The sequence below is a fragment of the Acidovorax sp. Leaf78 genome (genome assembly GCF_001422735.1).
Classification (GTDB): Bacteria; Pseudomonadota; Gammaproteobacteria; order Burkholderiales; family Burkholderiaceae_C; genus Acidovorax.
Genome location: NZ_LMLZ01000022.1, coordinates 354,500 through 376,734, shown reverse-complemented (window position 1 = coordinate 376,734; position 22,235 = coordinate 354,500). Strand labels below are relative to the sequence as shown.

Annotated in this window: 20 protein-coding genes and 1 riboswitch; of the genes, 15 read left to right on the top strand and 5 right to left on the bottom strand. The window is 68.0% G+C overall.

The features are described 5' to 3' along the window. Nucleotides 1-48 precede the first annotated feature (48 nt). From ASF16_RS20175 to ASF16_RS20150, 6 genes are all read left to right on the top strand, one after another. The gene (locus ASF16_RS20175) at nucleotides 49-627 is read left to right on the top strand and encodes a ribonuclease P protein component (RefSeq protein WP_082517059.1); all 579 of its coding nucleotides are present in this window, start codon (nucleotides 49-51) and stop codon (nucleotides 625-627) included. Beyond that, a complete protein-coding gene (gene yidD / locus ASF16_RS20170) occupies nucleotides 624-926 on the top strand; it encodes a membrane protein insertion efficiency factor YidD (RefSeq protein WP_056171749.1) in 303 nt (100 codons plus the stop codon). Before ASF16_RS20175 ends, yidD begins: the two co-directional genes overlap by 4 nt. After that, nucleotides 923-2,638, top strand: a complete 1,716-nt coding sequence (gene yidC, locus ASF16_RS20165) for a membrane protein insertase YidC (protein ID WP_056171498.1) — start codon at nucleotides 923-925, stop codon at nucleotides 2,636-2,638. The genes yidD and yidC overlap by 4 nt, the downstream gene beginning before the upstream one ends. A 90-nt stretch (nucleotides 2,639-2,728) precedes the next feature. After that, a complete protein-coding gene (gene mnmE, locus ASF16_RS20160; protein ID WP_056171497.1) occupies nucleotides 2,729-4,210 on the top strand; it encodes a tRNA uridine-5-carboxymethylaminomethyl(34) synthesis GTPase MnmE in 1,482 nt (493 codons plus the stop codon). A 188-nt stretch (nucleotides 4,211-4,398) separates the two neighbouring features. Further along, on the top strand, nucleotides 4,399-4,890 hold the full coding sequence (locus ASF16_RS20155; protein WP_056171495.1) for a Crp/Fnr family transcriptional regulator: 492 nt from the start codon (nucleotides 4,399-4,401) through the stop codon (nucleotides 4,888-4,890). Between the two features lie 110 nt (nucleotides 4,891-5,000). Further along, nucleotides 5,001-6,050, top strand: a complete 1,050-nt coding sequence (locus tag ASF16_RS20150; RefSeq protein WP_056171493.1) for a hypothetical protein — start codon at nucleotides 5,001-5,003, stop codon at nucleotides 6,048-6,050. A 204-nt stretch (nucleotides 6,051-6,254) separates the two neighbouring features. On the opposite strand, the gene ASF16_RS20145 is transcribed toward ASF16_RS20150, so the two are convergent. Continuing rightward, nucleotides 6,255-6,809 (bottom strand): adenine phosphoribosyltransferase, encoded by a 555-nt coding sequence (locus ASF16_RS20145; protein ID WP_056171491.1) that lies wholly within the window; start codon nucleotides 6,807-6,809, stop codon nucleotides 6,255-6,257. Nucleotides 6,810-7,098: 289 nt separating this feature from the next. Here ASF16_RS20145 and ASF16_RS20140 point away from each other — a divergent pair, with 289 nt between their 5' ends. Further along, entirely contained in the window at nucleotides 7,099-10,152 is a 3,054-nt protein-coding gene (locus ASF16_RS20140; RefSeq protein ID WP_056171489.1) for an EAL domain-containing protein, read from the top strand. Nucleotides 10,153-10,219: 67 nt separating this feature from the next. Here ASF16_RS20140 and ASF16_RS20135 read toward each other — a convergent pair whose 3' ends face one another. Next, nucleotides 10,220-12,205: a monovalent cation:proton antiporter-2 (CPA2) family protein gene (locus ASF16_RS20135; protein ID WP_056171487.1), complete on the bottom strand. Its 1,986-nt coding sequence runs from the start codon at nucleotides 12,203-12,205 to the stop codon at nucleotides 10,220-10,222. 128 nt (nucleotides 12,206-12,333) lie between these two features. Between ASF16_RS20135 and ASF16_RS20130 the strand changes: the two genes are divergently transcribed. The 4 genes from ASF16_RS20130 (at nucleotide 12,334) to ASF16_RS20115 (ending at nucleotide 15,528) form a co-directional block, all read left to right on the top strand. Further along, nucleotides 12,334-13,335: an SIS domain-containing protein gene (locus tag ASF16_RS20130; RefSeq protein WP_056171484.1), complete on the top strand. Its 1,002-nt coding sequence runs from the start codon at nucleotides 12,334-12,336 to the stop codon at nucleotides 13,333-13,335. Nucleotides 13,336-13,444: 109 nt separating this feature from the next. Continuing rightward, on the top strand, nucleotides 13,445-14,005 hold the full coding sequence (locus tag ASF16_RS20125) for an HAD family hydrolase (protein ID WP_056171482.1): 561 nt from the start codon (nucleotides 13,445-13,447) through the stop codon (nucleotides 14,003-14,005). A 22-nt stretch (nucleotides 14,006-14,027) separates the two neighbouring features. Next, nucleotides 14,028-14,690, top strand: a complete 663-nt coding sequence (lptC, locus tag ASF16_RS20120) for an LPS export ABC transporter periplasmic protein LptC (RefSeq protein ID WP_056171480.1) — start codon at nucleotides 14,028-14,030, stop codon at nucleotides 14,688-14,690. A gap of 61 nt (nucleotides 14,691-14,751) precedes the next feature. Continuing rightward, nucleotides 14,752-15,528, top strand: a complete 777-nt coding sequence (locus tag ASF16_RS20115) for an SDR family oxidoreductase (protein WP_056171478.1) — start codon at nucleotides 14,752-14,754, stop codon at nucleotides 15,526-15,528. 257 nt (nucleotides 15,529-15,785) lie between these two features. Here the strand turns inward: ASF16_RS20115 and ASF16_RS20110 are convergent, their stop codons facing one another. Both ASF16_RS20110 and ASF16_RS20105 read right to left on the bottom strand, forming a co-directional pair. Further along, entirely contained in the window at nucleotides 15,786-16,322 is a 537-nt protein-coding gene (locus ASF16_RS20110; RefSeq protein ID WP_056171475.1) for an RNA-binding protein, read from the bottom strand. 369 nt (nucleotides 16,323-16,691) lie between these two features. Then, complete coding sequence (locus tag ASF16_RS20105) at nucleotides 16,692-17,120, bottom strand: RNA-binding protein (protein ID WP_056171747.1); 429 nt, start codon at nucleotides 17,118-17,120, stop codon at nucleotides 16,692-16,694. A gap of 329 nt (nucleotides 17,121-17,449) precedes the next feature. Next, a riboswitch (yybP-ykoY riboswitch) is annotated at nucleotides 17,450-17,623 on the top strand. 22 nt (nucleotides 17,624-17,645) lie between these two features. Between ASF16_RS20105 and ASF16_RS20100 the strand changes: the two genes are divergently transcribed. The 4 genes from ASF16_RS20100 (at nucleotide 17,646) to ASF16_RS20085 (ending at nucleotide 21,513) form a co-directional block, all read left to right on the top strand. Further along, a complete protein-coding gene (locus ASF16_RS20100) occupies nucleotides 17,646-18,215 on the top strand; it encodes a TMEM165/GDT1 family protein (protein WP_056171473.1) in 570 nt (189 codons plus the stop codon). Between the two features lie 239 nt (nucleotides 18,216-18,454). Beyond that, on the top strand, nucleotides 18,455-19,585 hold the full coding sequence (locus tag ASF16_RS20095) for a homoserine O-acetyltransferase (protein WP_056171471.1): 1,131 nt from the start codon (nucleotides 18,455-18,457) through the stop codon (nucleotides 19,583-19,585). Beyond that, a complete protein-coding gene (metW, locus tag ASF16_RS20090) occupies nucleotides 19,582-20,166 on the top strand; it encodes a methionine biosynthesis protein MetW (RefSeq protein WP_056171469.1) in 585 nt (194 codons plus the stop codon). The genes ASF16_RS20095 and metW overlap by 4 nt, the downstream gene beginning before the upstream one ends. A gap of 207 nt (nucleotides 20,167-20,373) precedes the next feature. Beyond that, nucleotides 20,374-21,513: a glycerophosphodiester phosphodiesterase gene (locus tag ASF16_RS20085; RefSeq protein ID WP_056171467.1), complete on the top strand. Its 1,140-nt coding sequence runs from the start codon at nucleotides 20,374-20,376 to the stop codon at nucleotides 21,511-21,513. On the opposite strand, the gene ASF16_RS20080 is transcribed toward ASF16_RS20085, so the two are convergent. After that, entirely contained in the window at nucleotides 21,494-22,195 is a 702-nt protein-coding gene (locus ASF16_RS20080; RefSeq protein WP_082517076.1) for an NAD(P)H-dependent oxidoreductase, read from the bottom strand. The two genes, ASF16_RS20085 and ASF16_RS20080, sit on opposite strands and share 20 nt — an antisense overlap. Nucleotides 22,196-22,235: the final 40 nt, after the last annotated feature.

Below are 22,235 nucleotides of genomic sequence, written 5' to 3'. Positions count from 1 at the left end.
GCCGCCTGCTCCCGGTTTGTACCGTCAGGTTCCAAACGGGGCGCTTGCATGCAACGGCTGAAAACCCGTCCGCAGTTCCAGGCCGCCATGGCGGGGGGCACCGTCTCCCGCACTGCGCATTTTGCGTTGCACCGCCTGGTGCTGGGGGCTGAAAGCAGCATAGCCGCTGCCGACTCCGCCAGTGCGGCACCCACAGGGCCCGGTTCCTTGCCTTCAACGCAGGGGCCGCAGGCCCTGTTTGCCGTGCAGGGCGTCTGGCTGGGCGCCATGGTGCCCAAGCGCTGGGCGCGCCGCGCCGTGACGCGCAACACCATCAAGCGGCAGATCTACACCGTGGGCGACACCTTCGAGTCGCGGCTGGAACAGGTCGCGCCGCAGTCCGCCCATGTGGTGCGCCTGCGCTCGGGGTTTGACCGCAAGCAGTTCGTGAGCGCCACGTCCGACCAGCTCAAGGCCGCGGTGCGCGCCGAGCTGCTGCAGCTGTTTGGCTACGCCACGCGGCGTGCGGGCGGCAGTGCGCCGGCGGCCAGCGCTGCCGTCACGGCTGCGGGCGCGACGACTGTGACTGTGACTGCTGCCGCCATGGCCCCGCCCCAGCCCCCGGCCGAGGTGCCTGCGCCATGCTGATGCAGCGCCTGCTCATCGGCGTGGTCAAGGGCTACCGGCTGTTTCTCAGCCCCTGGCTGGGTTCGGCCTGCCGCTTCGAGCCGACCTGCTCGGTGTATTCGCTCAAGGCGCTGGAGTTGCACGGCGCCGGCGTGGGCAGCTATCTCACGGTGCGCAGGCTGGTACGCTGCCACCCCTGGTGTGACGGAGGCCACGATCCGGTGCCTCCGGGCCCTCACGATCTGCCGCGCAGTTTGCGGCTGTTTTCGCGGCTCTCCGATTCCAACACCCAACCATCCTCACCAAAGAAGTCTTCATGAACGACATTCGCCGCACCATCCTGTGGGTGATTTTTGGCTTTTCCATGGTTCTGCTGTGGGACAAGTGGCAACTGCACAACGGCAACAAGGCCACGTTTTTCCCCAGCGCCACCGAAGCCGCGGCACCTGCTCCCGTGGGCACGGCCTCCGGTGCGGCGGGTGCGGCCAGCGTGCCGTCTTCGTCCAGCACCCCGGTCGCGGCCACTGCAGGCGCGGCGGCAGTGCCCGGCCAGCAGGCACCCGCTGCGGTGCCCGCTGCCCCGGCCGCGCGTGAGCGTGTGCAGGTGACCACCGACGTGTACCGCCTGACGTTCGACAGCGAAGGCGGCTCGCTCACCCATGCCGAGCTGCTCAAGCACGCCGACATGGCGGACAAGGCCCGCAACTTCCTGCTGCTGGACGAGAGCGCACAGCGCGTCTACGTGGCGCAGACGGGCCTGATCGGCGGCAACTTCCCCACGCACAAGACCCCGATGACGGTGGTGCCCGGCCCGCGCGAGCTCAAGGACGGCCAGGACGAACTCAGCATCCGCTTCGAATCGCCCGACCTGGGCGGCCTGAAGCTGGCCAAGACCTGGACGATCAAGCGCGGTGTCTACGACATCGCCGTCAAGCACGAGGTGGTCAACACCGGCACCGCAGCTGTGTCGCCGCAGCTGTACTTCCAGCTGGTGCGCGACGGCAACAAGCCGCCGGGCGAGTCGTCGTTCTACTCCACCTTCACCGGCCCAGCGGTCTACACCGAAGCCAAGAAGTACCAGAAGATCGAGTTCAAGGACATCGAGAACGGCAAGGTCGACATCCCCAAGGATTCGCCCAACGGCTACGTGGCCATGGTGCAGCATTACTTCGCCACGGCCTGGCTGCTGGCCGACGGCACGCAGCGCGAGCTGTTCACCCGCAAGGTCGACACCAACCTGTACTCCGTGGGCATGCTCACGTCGCTGGGCGCCATCGAGCCCGGCGCTACCAAGACCGTGGATGCGCGCCTGTTCGCCGGCCCGCAGGTCGAGACGATGATGGAAAAGCTGTACCCCGGCCTGGAGCTGGTCAAGGACTACGGCTGGCTCACCATCTTGTCCAAGCCGCTGTACTGGCTGCTGGACCAGCTGCACAAGCTCTTGAACAACTGGGGCTGGTCCATCGTGGCACTGGTGCTGCTGCTCAAGATCGCGTTCTACTGGCTCAACGCCAAGGCGTACGCCAGCATGGCCAAGATGAAGGCCATCAACCCCAAGATCATGGAGATGCGCGAGCGCCTGAAGGACAAGCCGCAGCAGATGCAGCAAGAGATGATGCGCATCTACCGCGAGGAAAAGGTCAACCCGATGGGCGGCTGCTTCCCCATCATGATCCAGATCCCCGTGTTCATCGCCCTGTACTGGGTGCTGTTGTCCAGCGTGGAAATGCGCAACGCGCCCTGGATCGGCTGGATCCACGACCTGTCGGCCCCGGACCCGTTCTTCATCCTGCCGCTGCTGATGACGCTGTCGTCGCTGCTGCAAACGGCCCTGAACCCCGCGCCACCAGACCCGATGCAGGCCAAGATGATGTGGTTCATGCCGCTGATCTTCAGCGTGATGTTCTTCTTCTTCCCGGCCGGCCTGGTGCTGTACTGGCTGACCAACAACATCTTGTCGATTGCGCAGCAGTGGCTCATCAACACCCGCATGGGAGTACCACCGCAGTTCAATTTGCCGAGCTTCAAGTGACCTTGAGTCGCTGAGACAGCACGAACCCCGAAGGCCGCGCAAGCGGCCTTTTTCATTCCACCTGCACCCTACCCTTGTAAAGTCGCCCCCATGCTTGCCCGCCACCAAGACCCCATCGTCGCCATCGCCACCGCTCCGGGCCGGGGTGCCGTCGGCATCGTGCGGGTGTCCGGCCGCGCCATCGGTGGGCTGGTGCAGGCGCTGTGCGGCCGGGTGCTCAAGCCCCGTGAGGCCACCTACCTGCCGTTTCGGGATGCGCAAGGGCAGGCCATCGACCAGGGGCTGGCGCTGTACTTCCCCGGCCCGCACAGCTACACCGGTGAAGACGTACTGGAGTTGCAGGCCCATGGCGGCCCCGTGGTGCTGCAGCTGCTGCTGGCCCGCTGCCTGCAGGCGGGCGCCGCGCCCGACGCTGCCACCGGCCAGCCCTGCCTGCCCGGCCTGCGCGTGGCGCAGCCCGGCGAGTTCACCGAACGCGCCTTCTTGAACGACAAGATCGACCTGGCCCAGGCCGAGGCCATCGCCGACCTGATCGACGCGAGCACCGAGGCGGCGGCCCGCAGCGCCAGCCGGTCGCTGACGGGCGCGTTCTCGGCCGAGATCCACGGCCTGCGCGACGCGCTCATCCACCTGCGCATGCTGGTGGAGGCCACGCTCGACTTTCCGGAAGAAGAAATCGACTTCCTGCGCAAGGCTGATGCGCACGGGCAGCTATCGAATCTGCAGCAGACGCTGGCGTCGGTGATGCAGCGCGCACGCCAGGGCGCGCTGCTGCGCGAGGGCATCAAGGTGGTCATCGCCGGCCAGCCCAATGCAGGCAAGAGCTCGCTGCTCAACGCGCTGGCGGGGGCCGAGCTGGCCATCGTCACGCCCATTGCCGGCACCACGCGCGACAAGGTGCAGCAGACCATCCAGATCGAGGGCGTGCCCCTGCACATCATCGACACCGCCGGCCTGCGCGACAGCGAGGACGAGGTGGAGCGCATCGGCATCGCCCGCGCATGGGACGAGATCGCCGGGGCCGATGCCGTGCTGTTCCTGCACGACCTGGAGCGTGCCGATGCTATTGAATACATAGCTGCTGACGCTGACATAGCAAGCGCTATCGCCCAAAGGCTGCCCGCTTCCATCCCGGTCATCGACGTCTGGAACAAGCTGGACCGTGCACCGGCCGCACCGGCTGCGACGCTGCCCGCGGACACCACGGCGGCAACGTCCACTGCCGCTGCGGTGCCAGCCCCCGCCAATGCCGGCGCGCGGCCCAGCGTTCGTCTGTCCGCCCGCACCGGCGAGGGGCTGGACAGCCTGCGGCGCGTTCTGCTGGACGTGGCCGGGTGGCAGTCGGCGCCCGAGGGTATCTACATCGCCCGCGCCCGGCATGTCGAGGCGCTGCAGGCGGTCGGCGCCCACCTGCAGGAGGCCGCCGACCAGCTCGGCGCCCAGGGCCCGGCGCTCGACCTGCTGGCCGAAGAGCTGCGGCTGGCGCAGAACGCACTGAGCGCGATCACCGGGGAATTCACTTCCGACGACCTGCTGGGCGTGATCTTCTCGAGCTTCTGCATCGGCAAGTGAACGGTCGACCGGCCGCTTTTGGGTCTAGCCGGCCACTGCCTGCGCAGGGTCGAAAATCAGGCCGCCACCCTTGGCCCCGCCCCGGTTTGCCCCGTAGAACAGCCCCAGGCCGCCGCCTGTCGCTAATGTTGTAAACGGACGTAAACAGCGCTTGTGTCCAACCTGTAACAAGGGTAGCTTCGCGCCCCATGAACGTTTCCTCTCCATTGGCGCCCAAGGTTGACCTGCAGGGCCTGATCGACGCCATCGCGCAGGCCAGCGCCGATGACAGCATGACCAACCCCTTGACCCCCGCGCAGTGGGAAATCCTGTCGTCGTACCTGCTGCCCGTGGTCATGCCCGCCGGGCAGGTGCTGTTCTCGCAGGGCGCGACGGACCGCACGCTGTATCTGGTGGAAAGCGGCAGCCTCAGCGTGCACTACCAGGACGAAAAAGAGCGGTTGCGCCTGGCCATCGTCGGCGCGGGCTCCGTGGTGGGCGAAGGCGCCTTCTTCTCGCACCGCTCGCGCAGCGCCACCGTGCAGGCCAGCGCGCCGTGCAAGCTGTGGAGCCTGCCGGCCCTGCGCTTCACCGAATTGACCAACCGCCAGCCCGCCATTGCGCTCGGCCTGGTGATGGCGGCCGGGGCCGTGCTGGCCAAGCGGCTGGGTAACCGCCGCCGCCGCGTTGCGGCCACCTGACAGGCGGGCGGTTCAGGCGGGCCTGCGGGCTTTTGCGGGGCGATATCGGGTGTACACCGCGTTACACTCAATTTTCGATTTCCCCGGGCGCCATCTGTAGAAAGCAAGTCATGTCCCTGTTCAGCTGGTTCAGCCGCAAACCTGCCCCTCCCAAGCCCCGCCCGGCCGCCGAGCCCTCGGGCTTGCTGAATGCCGACGCCACCGTGCCGCTGTCCCCGGGCCGCCTGGGCAAACCGCTGCTCGAACCCGTGCCGCCCGAGCATGCTGCCAACCGCAAGAACGAGCGCATGGAGCGCCGCGAGCTGCTGTACACCGTGGTGCGCGACGCGATGGTGCGGGCCGGCGTGCTGTCGGCCAGCTACAAGTTCAAGGTGCTGTCGCTGGACCAGCGAGGGCGCCAGTTCCTGGTGATGATGGACCTGGCCCGCGAATATGGCGGCGAGACGGTGCGCCTGTCCGAGATCGAGGCGCTGATCGCCCAAACGGCCAAGACCCGCTACGACATCCTGGTGACCGCCGTGTACTGGCGCATCAACGACCACGTGGCGGTGGGCATTCCGCAAAAGGGCGTGGCGCCGCTGGGTGCCTCGCTGCAGGGCACGCCGGCGCCTGCCGTGCGCCGGCCCGCGCCGGTGGTGGCCACGCCGACGCCGCCAGCCAATCCTGCTCCGACCCTGGCGCCCGCACGCGTGGCCGCCGCAGCGCCAGCGGTGCCAGCCCCAGCGCCGGTAGCGCGCCCCGCGGCGCCAGTGCTGGCGGCATCTGCACCGGTAGCTGCTGCTGCACCTGTTGCCGCCCCGGCGTTCCCTCCGATCCGGCCCGCGGCACCCACCCTGGCATCCCAGGCCACCGCGCCCGCGCCGCTGCTGCCGGCCACACCCGCCCCCGTCGCTGCACCGGCGCCTGCAGCGCGCCCCGCACCGCGGTACGAGCCCATCGAGGCGGACGAAGTCGCGGCCTTCAAGCGCGCACTGGCCAATGCGGCAGGCGCCAGCGCTGCCGCAGCGCCTGCAGCTGCTGCCGCCAAGCCCGGTGTGCCGGTGCGCTCGGGCCCGCTGTTGCCAGCGTCCCACCCCACGGGTTTCGAAGACACGGAGATGCCCGGTTCGGACGGCCCATCGCCCGACCTGAGCAGCACGCAGTACGGCGAACTGAACTAGGTTTTGAACTGAGCTGAGTTGAATGGAGCCGAATCGGCGGTGTCTCGCGCTAGCGCCCGGACCCCGCCGGTGATGAATGCAAGCCCTCCCCGCGGAGGGCTTTCTTTTTTCACGCTGGGCGGTTGCCATGCCCCGCACGCCCCGGAGCCCCCGCACACCGTCCCGGCGCCCCCATCCCGACGCCGCGGCATCAATGCCGCAGTCTCAGTGCCCTGCGAAGTCCACCAGCGTGAACAGCGGCAAGCCCGCGTCGCGCAGGCGCTGCGAGCCGCCCAGCTCGGGCAGGTCCACGATGGCGGCGCCTTCGGTCACGGTGGCGCCCAGCTTTTCCAGCAGCTTCTTGCCGGCCATCATGGTGCCGCCGGTGGCGATCAGGTCGTCGATCAGCAGCACGCGGTCGCCCGCCTTCACCGCGTCGGTGTGCAGCTCGACCGTGGCGCTTCCGTACTCCAGTTCGTAGGTCTCCTCGACCGTGGTGTAGGGCAGCTTGCCCTTCTTGCGGATGGGCACGAAGCCCACGTTCAGTTCATAGGCCACCACTGCGCCCAGGATGAAGCCGCGCGCGTCCAGCCCGGCCACCACGTCGGGGCGCAGCGCCTTGTCCATGTAGCGGTGCACGAACGCGTCGATCAGCACACGGAACACCTTCGGGTCCTGCAGCAGCGGCGTGATGTCGCGAAACTGCACGCCCGGCGCGGGCCAGTCGGGCACGGTGCGGATGTGCTGGCGAAGAAAGTCGTTGACGCTGAGTGGCTGCATGAGCGGGGGTATCGAACAGGGTGAGACGGGACGTGAGGGTACGGGACGGCAGGCAACAGCGGCACCCGGGCGATGCCGCCGGACCGTGCGCCAGGGCCGCCGTGGGCCGGCAGGAAAAGCCAGCGTGGGACGTGCGCGCCGGCCTGCACAGAAAGGCTGGAGTGTAAACACGGGACAACGCTCGGCGTTGAACGTCGCACGCGAGGCTGTCAACCGCCATAATGTTTCTTTGCTGTTACAACCTTGGCCAGCATCTTATGCTGCACCCCTCCAGACCAAAGATCGGCACATGCCCATCACCGTCCTGCTGATTGAAAACGACCACGCCCATGCGCAGGCGGTGGCGGACGCATTGGCGGACCCGTGGTCGGGGTGGCGTGTGGATGTGGTGCAGTCGCAGGCCGAAGCCATCGACTACCTGCGGCGCAAGCGGCCCGACATCGTGCTGGCCGCGCAGCGCACGGTGGGCGGGTCGGCCTACGACCTGCTGCAGTCGCTGGACGGCGTTCCCGCCATGATCCTGGTGCGCATGGGCGCCGAGACCCATGCCGCGCAGGCGATGCGGTACGGGTTTGAAGACTTCGCGGTGCAGGATGCCGCGCTCGAATACCTGCTGGCCCTGCCCGCGCAGATTGACACCGTGCTCGAGCGCTGCTCCAGCGCCCGGGCGCGCCAGGTGGCCGAGGCCATGCTGGCCCGCCAGCACCGCCTGCTGCAGGCCATCTCGCGCGCGCAGGCCATGTTCATTGCCAGCTCGGGCCCGCGGGCCGCGTTCGATGCGTTGCTGCAGGAGCTGATGTCGCTCACGCAAAGCGCCTTCGGCCTGGTGGGCCAGGTGGTGCGTGCGGACGACGGCCACCCCTTCCTGCGCGTGCATGCGATGACGGACATCAGCTGGGACGAGACCTCCCGCGCCCTCTACGCCCAGCACGCCGACGAAGGCATGGTGTTCGACAACCCGCACTCCCTGCTGGGCGCGGCGCTGGTGTCGGGCGAGCCCGTGCTCACCAACGATGCGCTCCAGGACCCGCGCAGCGCCGGCACGCCGCCGGGCCATCCGCCGCTGAGCACGTACCTGGGCCTGCCCATCCATGCCGCGGGCGAGCTGGTGGCGCTGGTGGGCCTGGCCAACCGCAGCGAGGGCTACACCGCGGCCGACGTGGAGTTTCTGCAGCCGCTGCTCAACACCATCGGCCAGCTGGAGATGGCCCGCCGCGCCGAGCTGGCCCGCCGCAAGGTGGAGGCCGAGCTCGAGCGCACCAGCATGCTGCTGGCGGACAAGACGCGGGCACTGGAGGCCACGCTGGCCAGCGTGTCGCAGGGCATCACCAACGTGGACGCCGAGGGGCGCATCCGCGTCTACAACCGCCGCTACTTGGAGCTGCTGGACCTGCCCGAAGCGCTGCTGGCCACGCAGCCGCGCTTCGAGGAAGTGGTGCGCTTTCAGACCGCGCGCGGCGACTTCGGGCCGGGCTTTCAGTACATCGAACCCATGGCGCGCGGCTATGTGGCGTCGCAGACCGAGACGCCCGACGGACACGTCAACATGCCCGCCACCTATGTGCGGCGCACGCACACCGGCCGCTACATCGAGGTGCGCACGCGCAGCCTGGAGCAAGGCGGGCGGGTGCGAACGTTCACCGACGTGACCGACTACCTGAGCACGCTGGAGGCCCTGCGTCTGAGCGAGGCGCGCTGGCGCAGCCTCACGCACCTGTCGTCGGACTGGTACTGGGAGCAGGACGCGCAGTTTCGCTTCGTGCGGCTCGACGGCAACACCTACCGCGAAGCGGGCGTGCCGGACGAGATGCACTACGGCCGCACCCGCTGGGAGCTGCCCGACACCTTCGTGACCGACGGCCAGTGGCGCGAACACCGTGAGGCGCTCGAAGCGCACCGGGTGTTCCACGACTTCGAGATGCACCGCCTGACCGAGGACGGCAATCCGGTGTGGGTGTCGATCAGCGGCGAGCCCATCTTCGACGGCGAAGGCCGCTTCACCGGCTACCGCGGGGTGGCGCGCGACATCACCGAACGCAAGCTGGCCGAGGCGGAGATCCAGCGCCTGGCCTTCTACGACGAACTCACTGCCCTGCCCAACCGGCGCCTGCTGATGGACCGGCTGGAGCGCGCCGTCACCGCCTGCGCGCGCGAGGGCTGCCACGGCGCGCTGCTGTTCCTGGACCTCGACAACTTCAAGGGCGTGAACGACACCATGGGCCACGAGTGGGGCGACCGGCTGCTGGTGCAGGTAGGCCACCGCATCAGTGCCTGCGTGCGCGCCACCGACACCGTGGCCCGGCTGGGCGGCGACGAGTTCGTGGTGGTCATCCAGGGCCTGCACGCCCAGGCGGATGAGGCCGCCGCAGAGGCCGAGGCCGTGGCACAAAAGGTGCTGGCCTCGCTCAACCAGCCCTACCTGGTGCAGGGCAGCGAAGTGCACAGCACGCCCAGCATCGGCATCGCGCTGTTCCGCGACGTGGAGCTGCCGGTGCAGGAGCTGCTCAAGCGCGCCGACCTGGCCATGTACCAGGCCAAGGCCCAGGGCCGGAACACCATGTGCTTCTTCGACCCCGCCATGCAGGCGGCTGCGTCGGCGCGGTCGGCGCTGGAGGGTGACATCCGGCAGGGCATCCTGCGCAGCGAGTTCGTGCTGCACTACCAGCCCGTGGTGGACGAGACCGGCCAGGTGCTGGGCGCCGAGGCCCTGGTGCGCTGGAACCACCCGCAGCGCGGCATGGTGCCTCCGGGCGAGTTCATCTCGCTGGCCGAGCAGACCGGCTTGATCCTGCCCCTGGGCCGCCAGGTGCTGGGCATGGCCTGTGCGCAGCTGGCGCGGTGGGCCGGCACACCGCACACCGCGCACTGGAGCGTGGCCGTCAACGTGAGCGCGCACGAGTTCCGCCAGGCCGACTTCGTTCAGGAGGTGCTGGCGGTGCTGAACAGCTCGGGCGCCGACCCGCGCAAGCTGAAGCTCGAACTCACCGAAAGCCTGCTGCTGCAGGACGTGGAGGACAGCATCCGCAAGATGCAGGCCCTGCGCACGCTGGGCGTGGGGTTCTCGCTGGACGACTTCGGCACCGGCTACTCGTCGCTGTCCTACCTCAAGCGCCTGCCGCTCGACCAGCTCAAGATCGACCAGAGCTTCGTGCGCGACGTGCTCACCGACCCCAACGACGCCACCATCGCCTGCACCATCATCACCCTGGCCCACAGTCTGGGCCTGGACGTGGTCGCCGAAGGCGTGGAGACACAGGGGCAGCACGCCTTCCTGCTGCGCAACGGGTGCAAGCACTTCCAGGGCTACCTGTTCGGCCGGCCCGGACCGGCGGAGCTGCTGTAGATTGCTATAAAAAATATAGCTGCTTGCGCTTGATAGGCAAGCGGTAGCGGCCTTTTTTTATCAGACCCTAACCGCGCAGCAGCTTGTCCTCTGCCAGCGACAGTGCCGCCGGGTGCCCCGACAGCACCAGCGTGTCGCCCGCTGCCAGCAGCGCGTCGTCCACGGCCGAGCTCATGTGGCCGCTGCTGCGCCGCAGGTTCACCACCCGCACGCCCATGGCCGACAGCGCCAGCTGACCCAGGCTCTGGCCCAGCGCGGTGGAGCCGGGCGGCAGGTTGATGGTGGACAGGCGCTCCTGGTCGCGCTCGTTGGCGGTGTCGTCGTCGGCACCGTGAAAGTAGCCGCGCAGCAGGTTGTAGCGCGCATCGCGCTGATCCTGCACCAGCCGCAGCACGCGGCGCATGGGCACGCCCACCAGCGCCAGTGCGTGGCTGGCCAGCATCAGCGAGCCCTCGATGGCCTCGGGCACCACCTCGGTGGCGCCGGCGGCCTGCAGCTTGTCCAGATTGGCGTCGTCCTGCGTGCGCACCACCACCGGCACATGGGGTGCATGGGACCGCGTGTTGGCCAGCACCTTGAGGGCCGCAGGCACGTCGATGTAGGTCACGGCCACGGCACTGGCGCGCACCAGGCCCGCGGCCATCAGCGCCTGCAGCCGGGTGGCGTCGCCGTACACCACCGAGTCGCCGGCAGCGGCGGCCTGGCGCACGCGGTCCGGGTCCAGGTCGAGCGCCATGTAGGGGATGCCTTCGTGCTCCAGCATGCGCGCCAGGTTCTGGCCGCAGCGGCCGTAGCCGCAGATGATCACGTGCTTGCTGGTGTTGATGGACTTGCGCGCGATGCTCGTCATCTGCAGCGACTGCTGCAGCCAGTCGCTGGCCACCAGCTTCATCACGATGCGGTTGCTGTACATGATGAGGAACGGCGTGGCCAGCATCGACAGCACCATGGCCGCAAGGATGGGGTTCATCAGCGCCGGCTGTACCAGGCCGTTGGCCTGCGTGAGCGACAGCAGCACGAAGCCGAACTCGCCCGCCTGCGCCAGGTACAGCCCCGTGCGAAGCGAGATGCCGGTGGTGGCCCCCATGCCGCGCGCCAGCACCAGGATGACCACCAGCTTGAGCACCAGCGGCACGGCCAGCAGCCCCAGCACCATGGCCCAGCGGTCTACCAGAATGTGCCAGTCCAGCATCATGCCGATGGTGATGAAAAACAGGCCCAGCAGTACGTCGTGAAAAGGCCGGATGTCCGTGCCCACCTGGTGGCGGTACTCCGTCTCGGACACCAGCACCCCCGCGATGAACGCCCCCAGGGCCAGGCTCAGCCCCGCCACCTCGGTCAGCCAGGCCAGCCCCAGCGTGATCAGCAGCAGGTTGAGCATGAACAGCTCTTCGCTCTTGCGCCGCGCCACCAGCGTGAGCCACCAGCGCATCACCCGCTGCCCCCCGGTGAGCAGCAGGCCCACCAGCACTGTGGCCTTGATCAGCGCCCAGCCCAGGGCCGTGAGCAGCTGGTCGGGCGATGAGCTCAGCGCCGGGATCAGCACCAGCAGCGGCACCACGGCCAGGTCCTGGAACAGCAGGATGCCCATCACGCGGCGGCCGTGTTCGCTCTCGAGCTCCGCGCGCTCGGCCATCAGCTTGACCACGATGGCCGTGCTGCTCATGGCGATCACGCCCGACAGCGCCAGCGCCGTCTGCCAACCCATGTCCCACACGCCGCCCACAAAGCGCGACAGCAGCAAGGCCGCGCCGGCCACGATGGCCATGGTCAGCACCACCTGCATCAGCCCGAGGCCAAACACCTGCCGGCGCATGGCCCGCAGCTTGGGCAGGCTGAACTCCAGGCCGATGGCGAACATCAGGAACACCACGCCGAATTCGCCCAGGTGGCGCACGCCCTCGGAGTTCTGCGCCAGCGCCAGCGCGTGCGGGCCGATCAGCACACCCGCGGCCAGATACCCCAGCATGGGCGGCAGCTTGAGGCTGCGGCACGTCACCACCCCCAGCACGGCGGCCAGCAAATACAGCAGGGTGAGGGCGAGCGAAGACATGGTTTCGATGCTATCCGAGGCGTGGGGCGTGGTTACAGTTTTTTCGGCCCTGCATGCATGCGCCGTGCCACCGAAGGACAAAATGCTGTCGCCGCGGGCGGGCCTGCCCCGCTCGATAGAATCGCCGGATGACTCCCGCCCCTGCCGCGCTGCCCCCCTTCGATGCCGAACAGGCCCTGCGCCTGGCCCGCGAGACCTTCGACATCGAGGCCGCCGCCCTGAACGGCCTGTCGGCGCGCGTCGACGGTGTGTTTGCACAGGCCGTGCTGCTGGCGCTGCAGACGCGGGGCCGTGTGGTGGTCATGGGCATGGGCAAAAGCGGCCATGTGGGCCGCAAGATCGCTGCCACGCTCGCGTCCACCGGCACCCCCTCATTCTTCGTGCACCCGGCCGAGGCCAGCCATGGCGACCTGGGCATGGTCACCGGCGACGACCTGGTGCTGGCCATCTCCAACAGCGGCGAGAGCGGCGAGCTCACCGCCATCCTGCCCGTACTGCGCCGCCTGGGCGCCCCGCTGATCGCGATGACCGGCGGGCTGCAATCCACCTTGGCGCGCCACGCCGAGCTGGTGCTGGACACCAGCGTGGAGCGCGAAGCCTGCCCCCTGAACCTGGCGCCCACCGCCAGCACCACCGCCCAGCTGGCCATGGGCGACGCGCTGGCCGTGGCCCTGCTGGACGCCCGGGGCTTTCGCCCCGAAGACTTCGCCCGCTCGCACCCCGGTGGCGCGCTGGGCCGCAAGCTGCTGACCCACGTGAGCGACGTGATGCGCACCGGCGCCGAGATCCCGCGCGTCGCGCCCGAAGCATCGTTCAGCGACCTCATGCGCGAGATGAGCGCCAAGGGCCTGGGTGCCTCGGCCATCGTCGACCCGGCGGGCCAGGTGCTGGGCATCTTCACCGACGGCGACCTGCGCCGTCGCATCGAAGCCGGTGCCGACCTGCGCACCGCCACGGCTGCCCAGGTGATGCACGCCGGCCCGCGCCGCATCGCACCCGACGCGCTGGCCGTGGACGCCGCCGAACTGATGGAGGCCCATGCCATCACCAGCGTGCTGGTGGTGGATGCCGCCGGCCTGCTGGTGGGCGTGGTGCACATCGGCGACCTGATGCGAGCAAAAGTTATATGACCCCCTGTGTCGCTTCGCGCCTTCCCCCAAGGGGGACCCACCCCGTGGCCCGGCTAAGCCGGTTCCACGGGTGCGCTGGCATCGGCCGTGCCTGTTCAAACGCTGTGTGATGACATCTGACGTGACCTTTCCTGTGCTGCAATTTCCGCCCGAGCTGCTGCTGCGCGCACAGGATGTGCGCGTGGCGTTCTTCGATGTCGATGGCGTGCTGACCGATGGCAGCCTGTACTTCAGCGAGGCGGGCGAGACGATCAAGCGGTTCAACACGCTGGATGGGCATGGGCTCAAGCTGCTGCAAAAGGCGGGCATCACGCCCGCCGTGATCACGGGCCGCGACTCGGCGCCGCTGCGCGTGCGGCTGAAGGCCCTGGGTGTGGAGCACGCGGTGTTCGGCACCGAGGACAAGCGCCCCGCGGCCGAAGACATCCTGGCGCGGCTGGGGCTCACCTGGGCCCAGGCGTCGGCCATGGGCGACGACTGGCCGGACCTGCCGGTGATGCGGCGCAGCGCGTTCGCGTGTGCACCCGCCAACGCCCAGGCCGAGGTGCGCCATGCCGCGCACTTCGTCACCCAGGCGCGCGGCGGCGACGGCGCGGCGCGCGAGCTGTGCGACCTGCTGCTGGTGGCCTCGGGCCGCTATGCAGCGCTGCTGGCGGAATACACCGCATGAAGAAGGGTGCACCGATGAGCCAATGGCTGCAGACCGCCCGCCCGGCGCGCGCGGAGGGTTGCCTGTGAACCGCGTGGTGCGCCAGGGCTGGGACCAGTTCTCGCTGTATTTGCCCGTGGTGCTGATGGGCCTGCTCGCGCTGGGCACCTGGTGGCTGGTGCGCAACGCGCCCGCGCCGGTGCTGCCCACCATCGAGCGAACGCAGGGCCACCAGCCGGACTACTTCATGAAAGGCTTTTCGGTGAAGAGCTTCGACGCCTCCGGCCGGCTGCAAAGCGAAGTGCAGGGCGAGGTGGGCCGCCACTACCCCGACACCGACACGCTGGAGATCGACAAGGTCCGCATGCGCTCGGTCGCCCTGGACGGCCGCATCACCGTGGCCACGGCCGAGCGGGCGCTGTCCAATGCCGACGGCTCCGAGGTGCAGCTCTTCGGCAACGCCATCGTCACCCGCGAGCCCCTGCCCGCCAAGCCGGGCAAACCGGCCGAGCCCCGCCTGGAGTTCCGCAGCGAGTTCCTGCACGCTTACACCAACACCGAGCGGGTGCGCTCGGACAAGCCCGTCGTCCTCACCCGGGGCAACGACCGGTTCACGGCCGACGGCATGGACTATGACAATCTGGACCAGGTGATGCAGATGCGCGGCCGTGTGCGCGGCGTGCTGCAGCCTGGCCCCGCCAAGTAGGCTTAGGCCGCAGCTTTTTTTCTGCGCTGAGTCCCCCACCCTGCCCCTCGCCGGAGCCTGCATGACCACCCCTCTCGTTTTCATCACCGGCGCCTCCAGCGGCATCGGCCAGGCGCTGGCGCTGCGCTTTCACCAGGCCGGCTACCGCCTGGCCCTGGCCGCACGCCGCACGTCTGAGGTCAAAACCTGGGCTGCCGCGCAAGGGATCAGCGCTGACAGCTATGAAATTTATAGCGCAGACGTCGCAGAGACCGACAGCATCGTCGCTGCGGGGCGCGACTGCCTGCAGCGCCAGGGCGTGCCCGACGTGGTCATCGCCAACGCCGGCATCAGCGTGGGCATGGACACCGCCGTGCGGGACGACCTGGACGTGATGGCCCGCACCTTTGCCACCAACAATCTCGGCATGGCCGCCACGTTCCATCCGTTCGTGGACGCCATGGTGCAGCGCGGCAGCGGCACCCTGGTGGGCATCGGCAGCGTGGCGGGCATCCGCGGCCTGCCCGGCCACGGCGCCTACTGCGCCAGCAAGGCGGCCGTCATCAGCTACTGCGAAAGCCTGCGCGGTGAGATGCGCCCGCACGGGGTGCGCGTCGTCACCATCTCGCCCGGCTACATCGACACCCCGCTCACGCAGCAAAACCGCTACGGCATGCCGTTCCTGATGCAGCCCGGCGACTTTGCCGACCGCGCGTACCGCACCATTGCTGCAGGGGTGAGCTACCGCGTCATTCCCTGGCAGATGGGCGTGGTCGCCAAGCTGCTGCGCCTGCTGCCCAATGCAGTGTTCGACAAGCTGCTGGCAGGGCGCCCGCGCAAACGCCGAATGGACGAATAGCCTCCCTCGCGGCCCCCTGTCGCGCTTCGCGCCTTCCCCCGCAGGGGGGCGCTCCCGGCGCGACGGCCTTGCGCAGGAGCACTGCTGTGCCGCGCCAGGTGGTGGGTAGTCGCCTTTCTTCCGCCTTGTGGCCACGGCACCGCGCAGGACGAGCCTGTGGCGCAGTGACATGACGGACGTCCCCGCTCCCTGAAGCGTTCCGGCCATGAAAAAAGCTCCCGAAGGAGCTTTTCTCAAGAATGCAGTATCCGCGAGGTTCAGTAGCCGCTGTTGCCGCCGCCGCCGTAACCGCCGCCGCCACCATTGCGCCCACCGCCGCCGCCGCCATTGCGGGAGCCCGAGCCGTAGGGGCTGCGAAAGCCGCCTTCGCCGCGGCCACCACCACCACCGCCATACCCGCCGCCACCGCCGTCGCGCCCACCGCCGCCGCCACCGTAGCCTCCGCCGTCACGGCCACCGCCGTAACCGCCACCACCACCGCTGCGGCCACCGCCGCCGAAGCCGCCACCACCGCCGCCAAAACCACCTGTGCGGGGTGGGCGGGCTTCCATGGGTCGGGCTTCGTTCACCACGATCGAGCGGCCACCCAGGGGCTGGCCGTTCATGCCGTTGACGGCAGCCTGGGCTTCTGCGTCACTGCCCATCTCCACAAATCCAAAGCCCTTGGAGCGACCCGTGTCGCGCTCCATCATGACCTTGGCGCTGGTCACAGCACCAAATTGGCCAAAAGCTTGTTCCAGATCGCTGTCGCGCACCGAGTACGGCAGGTTGCCGACATACAGTTTGTTGCCCATCGAGGGACTCCTCAAAAACACATGGATAAAGCGAAGGGAGTCCCGAAAACGCAGCCAGCTGATCTCAATGACATTGTTAGCGCGAAACTGACGGACACCGCAGACTTGGGAGAACGGGGAAAACCCCGCCAGCACACTATGCTCCACACTTTGGATGAAATTGCAAGCGTAATTGCAAGCTGTAGCGAGTTTGCCGCGCAGGCAAGGGCTGGCTACAGCAGATGCTGCTGCATGGAGAGGTCGCTGCGGGGTGGCCACCAGCCGACAGGGATGGTGCGGCCATGAAAAAAGGAGCCCAAGGGCTCCTTTGTTTTGCCTTCAGCAGACACCGTGAGGGGTCTGCCGACGAGGTCTTTCAGTAGTAGTAGCTTAGTAGCTGCTGCGGCCACCGCCGTAGCCGCCGCCACCACCTTCACGGCCACCGCCGTAACCACCACCACCGCCGCCGCCGCTACGGCCACCGCCGTAACCGCCGCCGCCGCCACCACCGCCGTAGCCGCCGCCACCACCGTTGCCGCCGCCGAAGCCGCCGCTACGTGGAGCGCGTGGCTCCATAGGACGGGCTTCGTTGACCACGAGGTCACGGCCGCCGAAGTTTTGACCATGCACGCCTTGGATAGCGGCTTGGGCTTCGGCATCGCTGCCCATTTCCACAAAGCCGAAACCCTTGGAACGGCCGGTGTCACGTTCCATCATGACCTTGGCGCTGCCAACGGAGCCGAATTGGCCGAAAGTCTGTTCCAGATCTTGGTCGCGGAACGAATAGGGCAGGTTGCCCACGTAAAGTTTGTTGCCCATGAAGGACTCCTCAAAAAACACAAAAACGCGATGGAGTCCGACGCAATCAACAAACCTGTGACGACTTCAGAGACGCGAAACTGACCATACACCGCTAAGCTATTTGCCCCCTGCAAAGCAGAGGAGCGGATTCATTATCAATCACTTTATGGGCCCCGTGGGTGTTTATTTGGTCATCGGTCGACTGAATCCGCAGAAAGTTGAAGGCATTGGGGTGTTTTTTCGCTGAATCTGCGGGGAAACCCGTAAAAGCTGGGGCTGCTTTGCCACAGCGCCGCGCGCCGCCGTCCAAAACCCCGAAACGGCGGGCCGCCTCACTCTGGTAAAATCCGCCGGTCTTTGGGGAGTAGCCCGCCCGGTGCGCAACGCGCCGGGGGCATGCATCAACAAACTTGGGTTCGGTGAACCTATGGTGCATGCGGTTTTTGAGCTGGGCGAGACCATTGACTGCATGCCGATCCAATGGCCGGAGTCGGGGTGCAGTCAATGCGTTGTCTATAACTATCCGGCCGGATAGCCCCCCACATGGAACCGTTCTTCATCTCCACCGCCATCGTCGCGCTCGCCGAAATGGGCGACAAGACGCAGCTCCTGGCGCTCGTTCTCGCCGCCCGCTTTCGCAAACCCTGGCCCATTGTTCTGGGCATCCTGGTCGCCACGCTGGTCAACCACGGCCTGGCCGGCGCAGTCGGCTCCTGGGTGACGACGTTCGTCGGGCCGCAGGTGCTGCGCTGGATCCTCGGGGCCTCGTTCATCGCGATGGCCGTGTGGATGCTGATCCCCGACAAGCTCGACGAAGGCGAGGCCGACGGCTCGCCGCGCTGGGGCGTGTTCGGCACCACGCTGATCGCATTCTTTCTGGCCGAGATGGGCGACAAGACGCAGATCGTCACCGTCATGCTGGCCGCGCAGTACAACGCTTACCTGTGGGTGGTCGCCGGCACCACGCTCGGGATGATGATCGCCAACGCACCCGTGGTCTGGCTGGGCGAGCGCATCACCCGCCGGGTGCCGATCCGCGCGGTGCACGTCGTGTCGGCCATCATCTTCCTGGTGCTGGGGTGCCTGGCCATCTTCATGCCTGCCGGCACCTGATGGATGGACGAAGTGGCAGGCGCTTTGGTATATTTGCCGCCAGCGCCGATTTGCCACAGCTTGCGGGCGCTCTATAAATTCTGCTAAAGACCCGTCCGACGTACCTGCCCGGCCTCGTTTTTAGCGACGCCGGGTATTTTTTTGCCGTGGGCTGCCAGCCAGCCCCGGCCAAAGCGGCTCCTGCAGGGAGCAGTCGGCGAATGCAAGCGGTGGAACGTGAGGGCTCACCAGTTCCAACTATGTCGTTCATCGCCACACCCCAGACCATGCACTTTGCGGAGGTGCTGCCGCTGCAAAGCGGCGCGACCATCCGCGCCTTCGACCTGGCCTACGAGACCTACGGCACGCTCAATGCCGACCGCTCCAACGCCGTGCTCGTGTGCCACGCGCTCAACGCCTCGCACCACGTGGCGGGCGTCTACGCGGGCCAGGACAAGAGCGAAGGCTGGTGGGACAACATGATCGGCCCGGGCAAGCCGGTGGACACCGACCGCTTCTTCGTGATCGGCGTGAACAACCTGGGCTCGTGCTTCGGCTCCACCGGCCCCATGCACACGCACCCGGACACGGGCGAGGTCTACGGCGCGGACTTCCCGGTGGTCACGGTGGAAGACTGGGTCAACGCCCAGGCCCGTTTGCTCGACCGCCTGGGCATACGGCAACTGGCCGCCGTGCTGGGCGGCAGCCTGGGCGGCATGCAGGCCCTGAGCTGGACGCTGCAGTACCCCGACCGCATGCGCCACGCCGTCGTGGTGGCCAGCGCGCCCAACCTCACGGCCGAGAACATCGCCTTCAACGAGGTCGCCCGCCGCGCCATCGTGACGGACCCGGACTTCCACGGCGGCCACTTCTACCGCCACGGCGTGATCCCCAAGCGCGGCCTGCGCATCGCGCGGATGATCGGGCACATCACGTATCTGTCTGATGACGTGATGAACGAGAAATTTGGAAGGCAGCTGCGCGAAGGCCTGGAGCTGAAATACAGCACCCAGGACATCGAATTTCAGATCGAGAGCTACCTGCGCTACCAGGGCGACAAGTTCAGCGACTACTTCGACGCCAATACCTACCTGCTGATCACCCGCGCGCTCGACTACTTCGACCCCGCCCGCGCGCACGCCGGCAACCTCACGCGGGCCCTCGCGCGGGCCACGGCGCGGTTCCTGCTGGTGAGCTTCACCACCGACTGGCGCTTCTCGCCCCAGCGCAGCCGAGAGATCGTCAAGGCCCTGCTCGACAACCGCCGCAGCGTGAGCTACGCCGAGATCGACGCACCCCACGGCCACGATGCCTTCCTGCTCGATGACGCCCGCTACATGGGCGTGATGCGCTCTTACTTCGATAGCATTGCCAAGGAGGTGCAGCCATGACCGACAAAGCCGCCATGGAGGCGCTGGCGCGCCTGGTGCCCCAGGGCAGCCGGGTGCTCGATCTGGGCTGCGGCAACGGCGCCATGCTCGACTACCTGCAGCGCGAGCGCGGCTGCAGCGGCTACGGCGTAGAGATCGCCGATGCCAACGTACTGGCCTGCGTGCAGCGCGGGGTGGACGTGATCCAGCTCAACCTGGACGAAGGGCTGGCCATGTTCGGCGACAACAGCTTCGACGTGGTGCTGCAGATCGACACGCTGCAGCACCTGCGCAATGCCGAGGTCATGCTGCGCGAGACCGCCCGCGTGGGCCGCACCGGCGTGGTGGCCTTTCCCAACTTCGCGCACTGGCCCAACCGCATGTCCATCCTGCGCGGGCGCATGCCTGTCACGCGTCGGCTGCCCTACCAGTGGTACGACACGCCCAACATCCGCGTAGGCACGTACAAGGACTTCGAGGTGCTGGCCACCAAGAACAGCCTGCGAATCCTGGAGTCCTTCGGCCTGCAGGACGGGCAGGAAGTGCGCTGGCTGCCCAACGTGCGGGCCAGCACCGCGGTCTTTCATTTTGAACATGCGTAGCAATTCGGCGTCCATCGGCTTGAGCCTGTCGCGCTGAGCACGGTCGAAGCGCCGCGCAAGGCTTCGACAGGCTCAGCCCGAACGGTGGGTGCGAGTGCGAAGAGTCCCATGCCATGGCTCCCGAGGTGCGCGAAGCGACGCGACACGCCGCTGTCAACCGCATCGGCTAAGGTGCGCTCTCCCCGCAAGGACTGAAGGAGACCCCGCATGAACCGCATTGCACTGCGCACCGTGGCCGCCGCCGCGCTGCTCGCTACCTGGGCCCTGGGCGCCACAGCGCAACAGGCCTGGCCGCCCACGCCCACCGTCATCGCCCACCGCGGCGCGTCGGCCCTGCGGCCCGAGCACACGCTGGCGGCCTACCAGAAGGCCATCGACGACGGCGCCGACATCATCGAGCCTGACCTCGTGATCACCAAGGACGGCGTGCTGGTGGCGCGGCACGAGAATGCCATCGCCATCCTGGGCGCCGACGGCGCGGTGAAGGAAGCCACCACCGACGTGGTGGACCGCCCCGAGTTCGCCGCGCGCAAGGCCACCAAGACCATCGACGGCCAGTCCATCACCGGCTGGTTCACCGAGGACTTCACCCTGGCCGAGCTCAAAACCCTGCGCGCCCGCGAACGCATCCCGGCGCAGCGCCCGGCCAATGTGGCCTACAACGGCCAGTTCGAGATCCCAACGCTGCAGGAAGTGATCGACCTGGCCAAGGCCCAGAGCACCAAGACGGGCAGGACCATCGGCATCTACCCCGAGACCAAGCACCCCACCTACTTCCAGTCCATCGGCCAGCCGCTGGAAGTGCCCTTGCTGGCCGTGCTGGAGAAGAACGGCTGGAACCACAAAGACGCGCCGGTGTTCGTGCAGTCGTTCGAAGTGACCAACCTGCAGGCCATCCGCAAGCTCAGCACCGTGCGGCTGGTGCAGCTGGTGGCGCCGTCGGGCCGGCCCTACGACTTCGTCGCCCAGGGCGCGGCCAACACGCGCAACTATGCCGACCTGCTCACGCCGGGCGGCCTGCAGCAGGTGGCTGCCTACGCCAATGCCATCGGCCCGTTCAAGACCCTGGTGATACCGGTCAAGGACGGCCTGCCCGGCGAGCCCACGGGCCTGGTGGAGCGCGCCCGCGCCGCGGGCCTGGCCGTGCACATCTGGACGCTGCGGCCCGAGAACGCGTTTCTGCCTGCGGGCCTGAAGAAAGCGCCCGCCACCGACGGCACGCAGCGCGGCGACAGCGTGGCCGAGATCACGGCCTACCTGAGCGCCGGCATCGACGGCTTCTTCACCGACGACCCGGCCGTGGGCCGTGCCGCTGTGCAGGCCTTCATCACTTCGCCGAAGAAGTAGTCGTTACTGCGGAGGTCGTCTTGCCCGCGGCCTGTGCTGTGGCCTGAGCCGTGGCCAGCAGGGCGCCCGGCACGGCACCACCACGGCGCGGTGCGCGCTGCGCCTGCCGCGCGCCCAGCCCACGCGCCGCATCCACCCACTGCGCCAGCCGCGCGGTGCTGGCGCTGCGCACCGGGCCGAAGCTGTGCACACGCACCGGCCGGATGCCGCAGAACTCCAGGATGGCCTTCTTCATCTGGTGGTGCCCCGGCATGCGCGTGACCCAGCGGAAGTACCACGGCGGCGAGTCCATCGTCACCAGCAGCTCGGCCGACCGCCCGGCCAGCAGCTTGTCCCACAGCGACGAACCGGGGCGGTATTTGAATGCGTACCCGGGCAGGAACACCCGGTCGATGAAGCCCTTGAGCAGCGCCGGCATGGCGCCCCACCAGATCGGGTAGACCCACACCAGGTGCCCCGCCCAGGCGATGTCGGCCTGCGCGGCCGCGAGGTCGGGCTCCAGCGGCTGGGCCGCGCCGTAGCCCTGGAACCGCGGGTCGAACGCCAGCTGCCCCAGGTTGAGAAGCCTCACCTCGGCGCCCGCCTGGCGCGCGCCATCGGCATACGCGTGCGCCATGCCGGCACACAGGCTGTCGGCCGACGGGTGGCCCAGGATGATGAGAATGCGCTGCTGCTCTGCCACAAAACCTCCATTCGCCTGCACGGCGTGAGAGCCTGCTCAG

What these genes read in the sequence shown, in the direction of transcription:
- ASF16_RS20105 (WP_056171747.1), bottom strand. Translation starts at nt 17,120, where the DNA reads ATGGGCAACAAACTTTACGTGGGCAACCTGCCCTATTCGTTCCGCGAC.
- ASF16_RS20145 (WP_056171491.1), bottom strand. Translation starts at nt 6,809, where the DNA reads ATGCAGCCACTCAGCGTCAACGACTTTCTTCGCCAGCACATCCGCACC.
- metW (WP_056171469.1), top strand. Translation starts at nt 19,582, where the DNA reads ATGACCGACAAAGCCGCCATGGAGGCGCTGGCGCGCCTGGTGCCCCAG.
- ASF16_RS20135 (WP_056171487.1), bottom strand. Translation starts at nt 12,205, where the DNA reads ATGTCTTCGCTCGCCCTCACCCTGCTGTATTTGCTGGCCGCCGTGCTG.
- ASF16_RS20175 (WP_082517059.1), top strand. Translation starts at nt 49, where the DNA reads ATGCAACGGCTGAAAACCCGTCCGCAGTTCCAGGCCGCCATGGCGGGG.
- ASF16_RS20085 (WP_056171467.1), top strand. Translation starts at nt 20,374, where the DNA reads ATGAACCGCATTGCACTGCGCACCGTGGCCGCCGCCGCGCTGCTCGCT.
- lptC (WP_056171480.1), top strand. Translation starts at nt 14,028, where the DNA reads ATGGCTGCAGACCGCCCGCCCGGCGCGCGCGGAGGGTTGCCTGTGAAC.
- ASF16_RS20125 (WP_056171482.1), top strand. Translation starts at nt 13,445, where the DNA reads ATGACATCTGACGTGACCTTTCCTGTGCTGCAATTTCCGCCCGAGCTG.
- ASF16_RS20155 (WP_056171495.1), top strand. Translation starts at nt 4,399, where the DNA reads ATGAACGTTTCCTCTCCATTGGCGCCCAAGGTTGACCTGCAGGGCCTG.
- ASF16_RS20130 (WP_056171484.1), top strand. Translation starts at nt 12,334, where the DNA reads ATGACTCCCGCCCCTGCCGCGCTGCCCCCCTTCGATGCCGAACAGGCC.
- ASF16_RS20100 (WP_056171473.1), top strand. Translation starts at nt 17,646, where the DNA reads ATGGAACCGTTCTTCATCTCCACCGCCATCGTCGCGCTCGCCGAAATG.
- ASF16_RS20150 (WP_056171493.1), top strand. Translation starts at nt 5,001, where the DNA reads ATGTCCCTGTTCAGCTGGTTCAGCCGCAAACCTGCCCCTCCCAAGCCC.
- ASF16_RS20110 (WP_056171475.1), bottom strand. Translation starts at nt 16,322, where the DNA reads ATGGGCAACAAACTGTATGTCGGCAACCTGCCGTACTCGGTGCGCGAC.
- ASF16_RS20140 (WP_056171489.1), top strand. Translation starts at nt 7,099, where the DNA reads ATGCCCATCACCGTCCTGCTGATTGAAAACGACCACGCCCATGCGCAG.
- mnmE (WP_056171497.1), top strand. Translation starts at nt 2,729, where the DNA reads ATGCTTGCCCGCCACCAAGACCCCATCGTCGCCATCGCCACCGCTCCG.
- ASF16_RS20095 (WP_056171471.1), top strand. Translation starts at nt 18,455, where the DNA reads ATGTCGTTCATCGCCACACCCCAGACCATGCACTTTGCGGAGGTGCTG.
- ASF16_RS20115 (WP_056171478.1), top strand. Translation starts at nt 14,752, where the DNA reads ATGACCACCCCTCTCGTTTTCATCACCGGCGCCTCCAGCGGCATCGGC.
- yidC (WP_056171498.1), top strand. Translation starts at nt 923, where the DNA reads ATGAACGACATTCGCCGCACCATCCTGTGGGTGATTTTTGGCTTTTCC.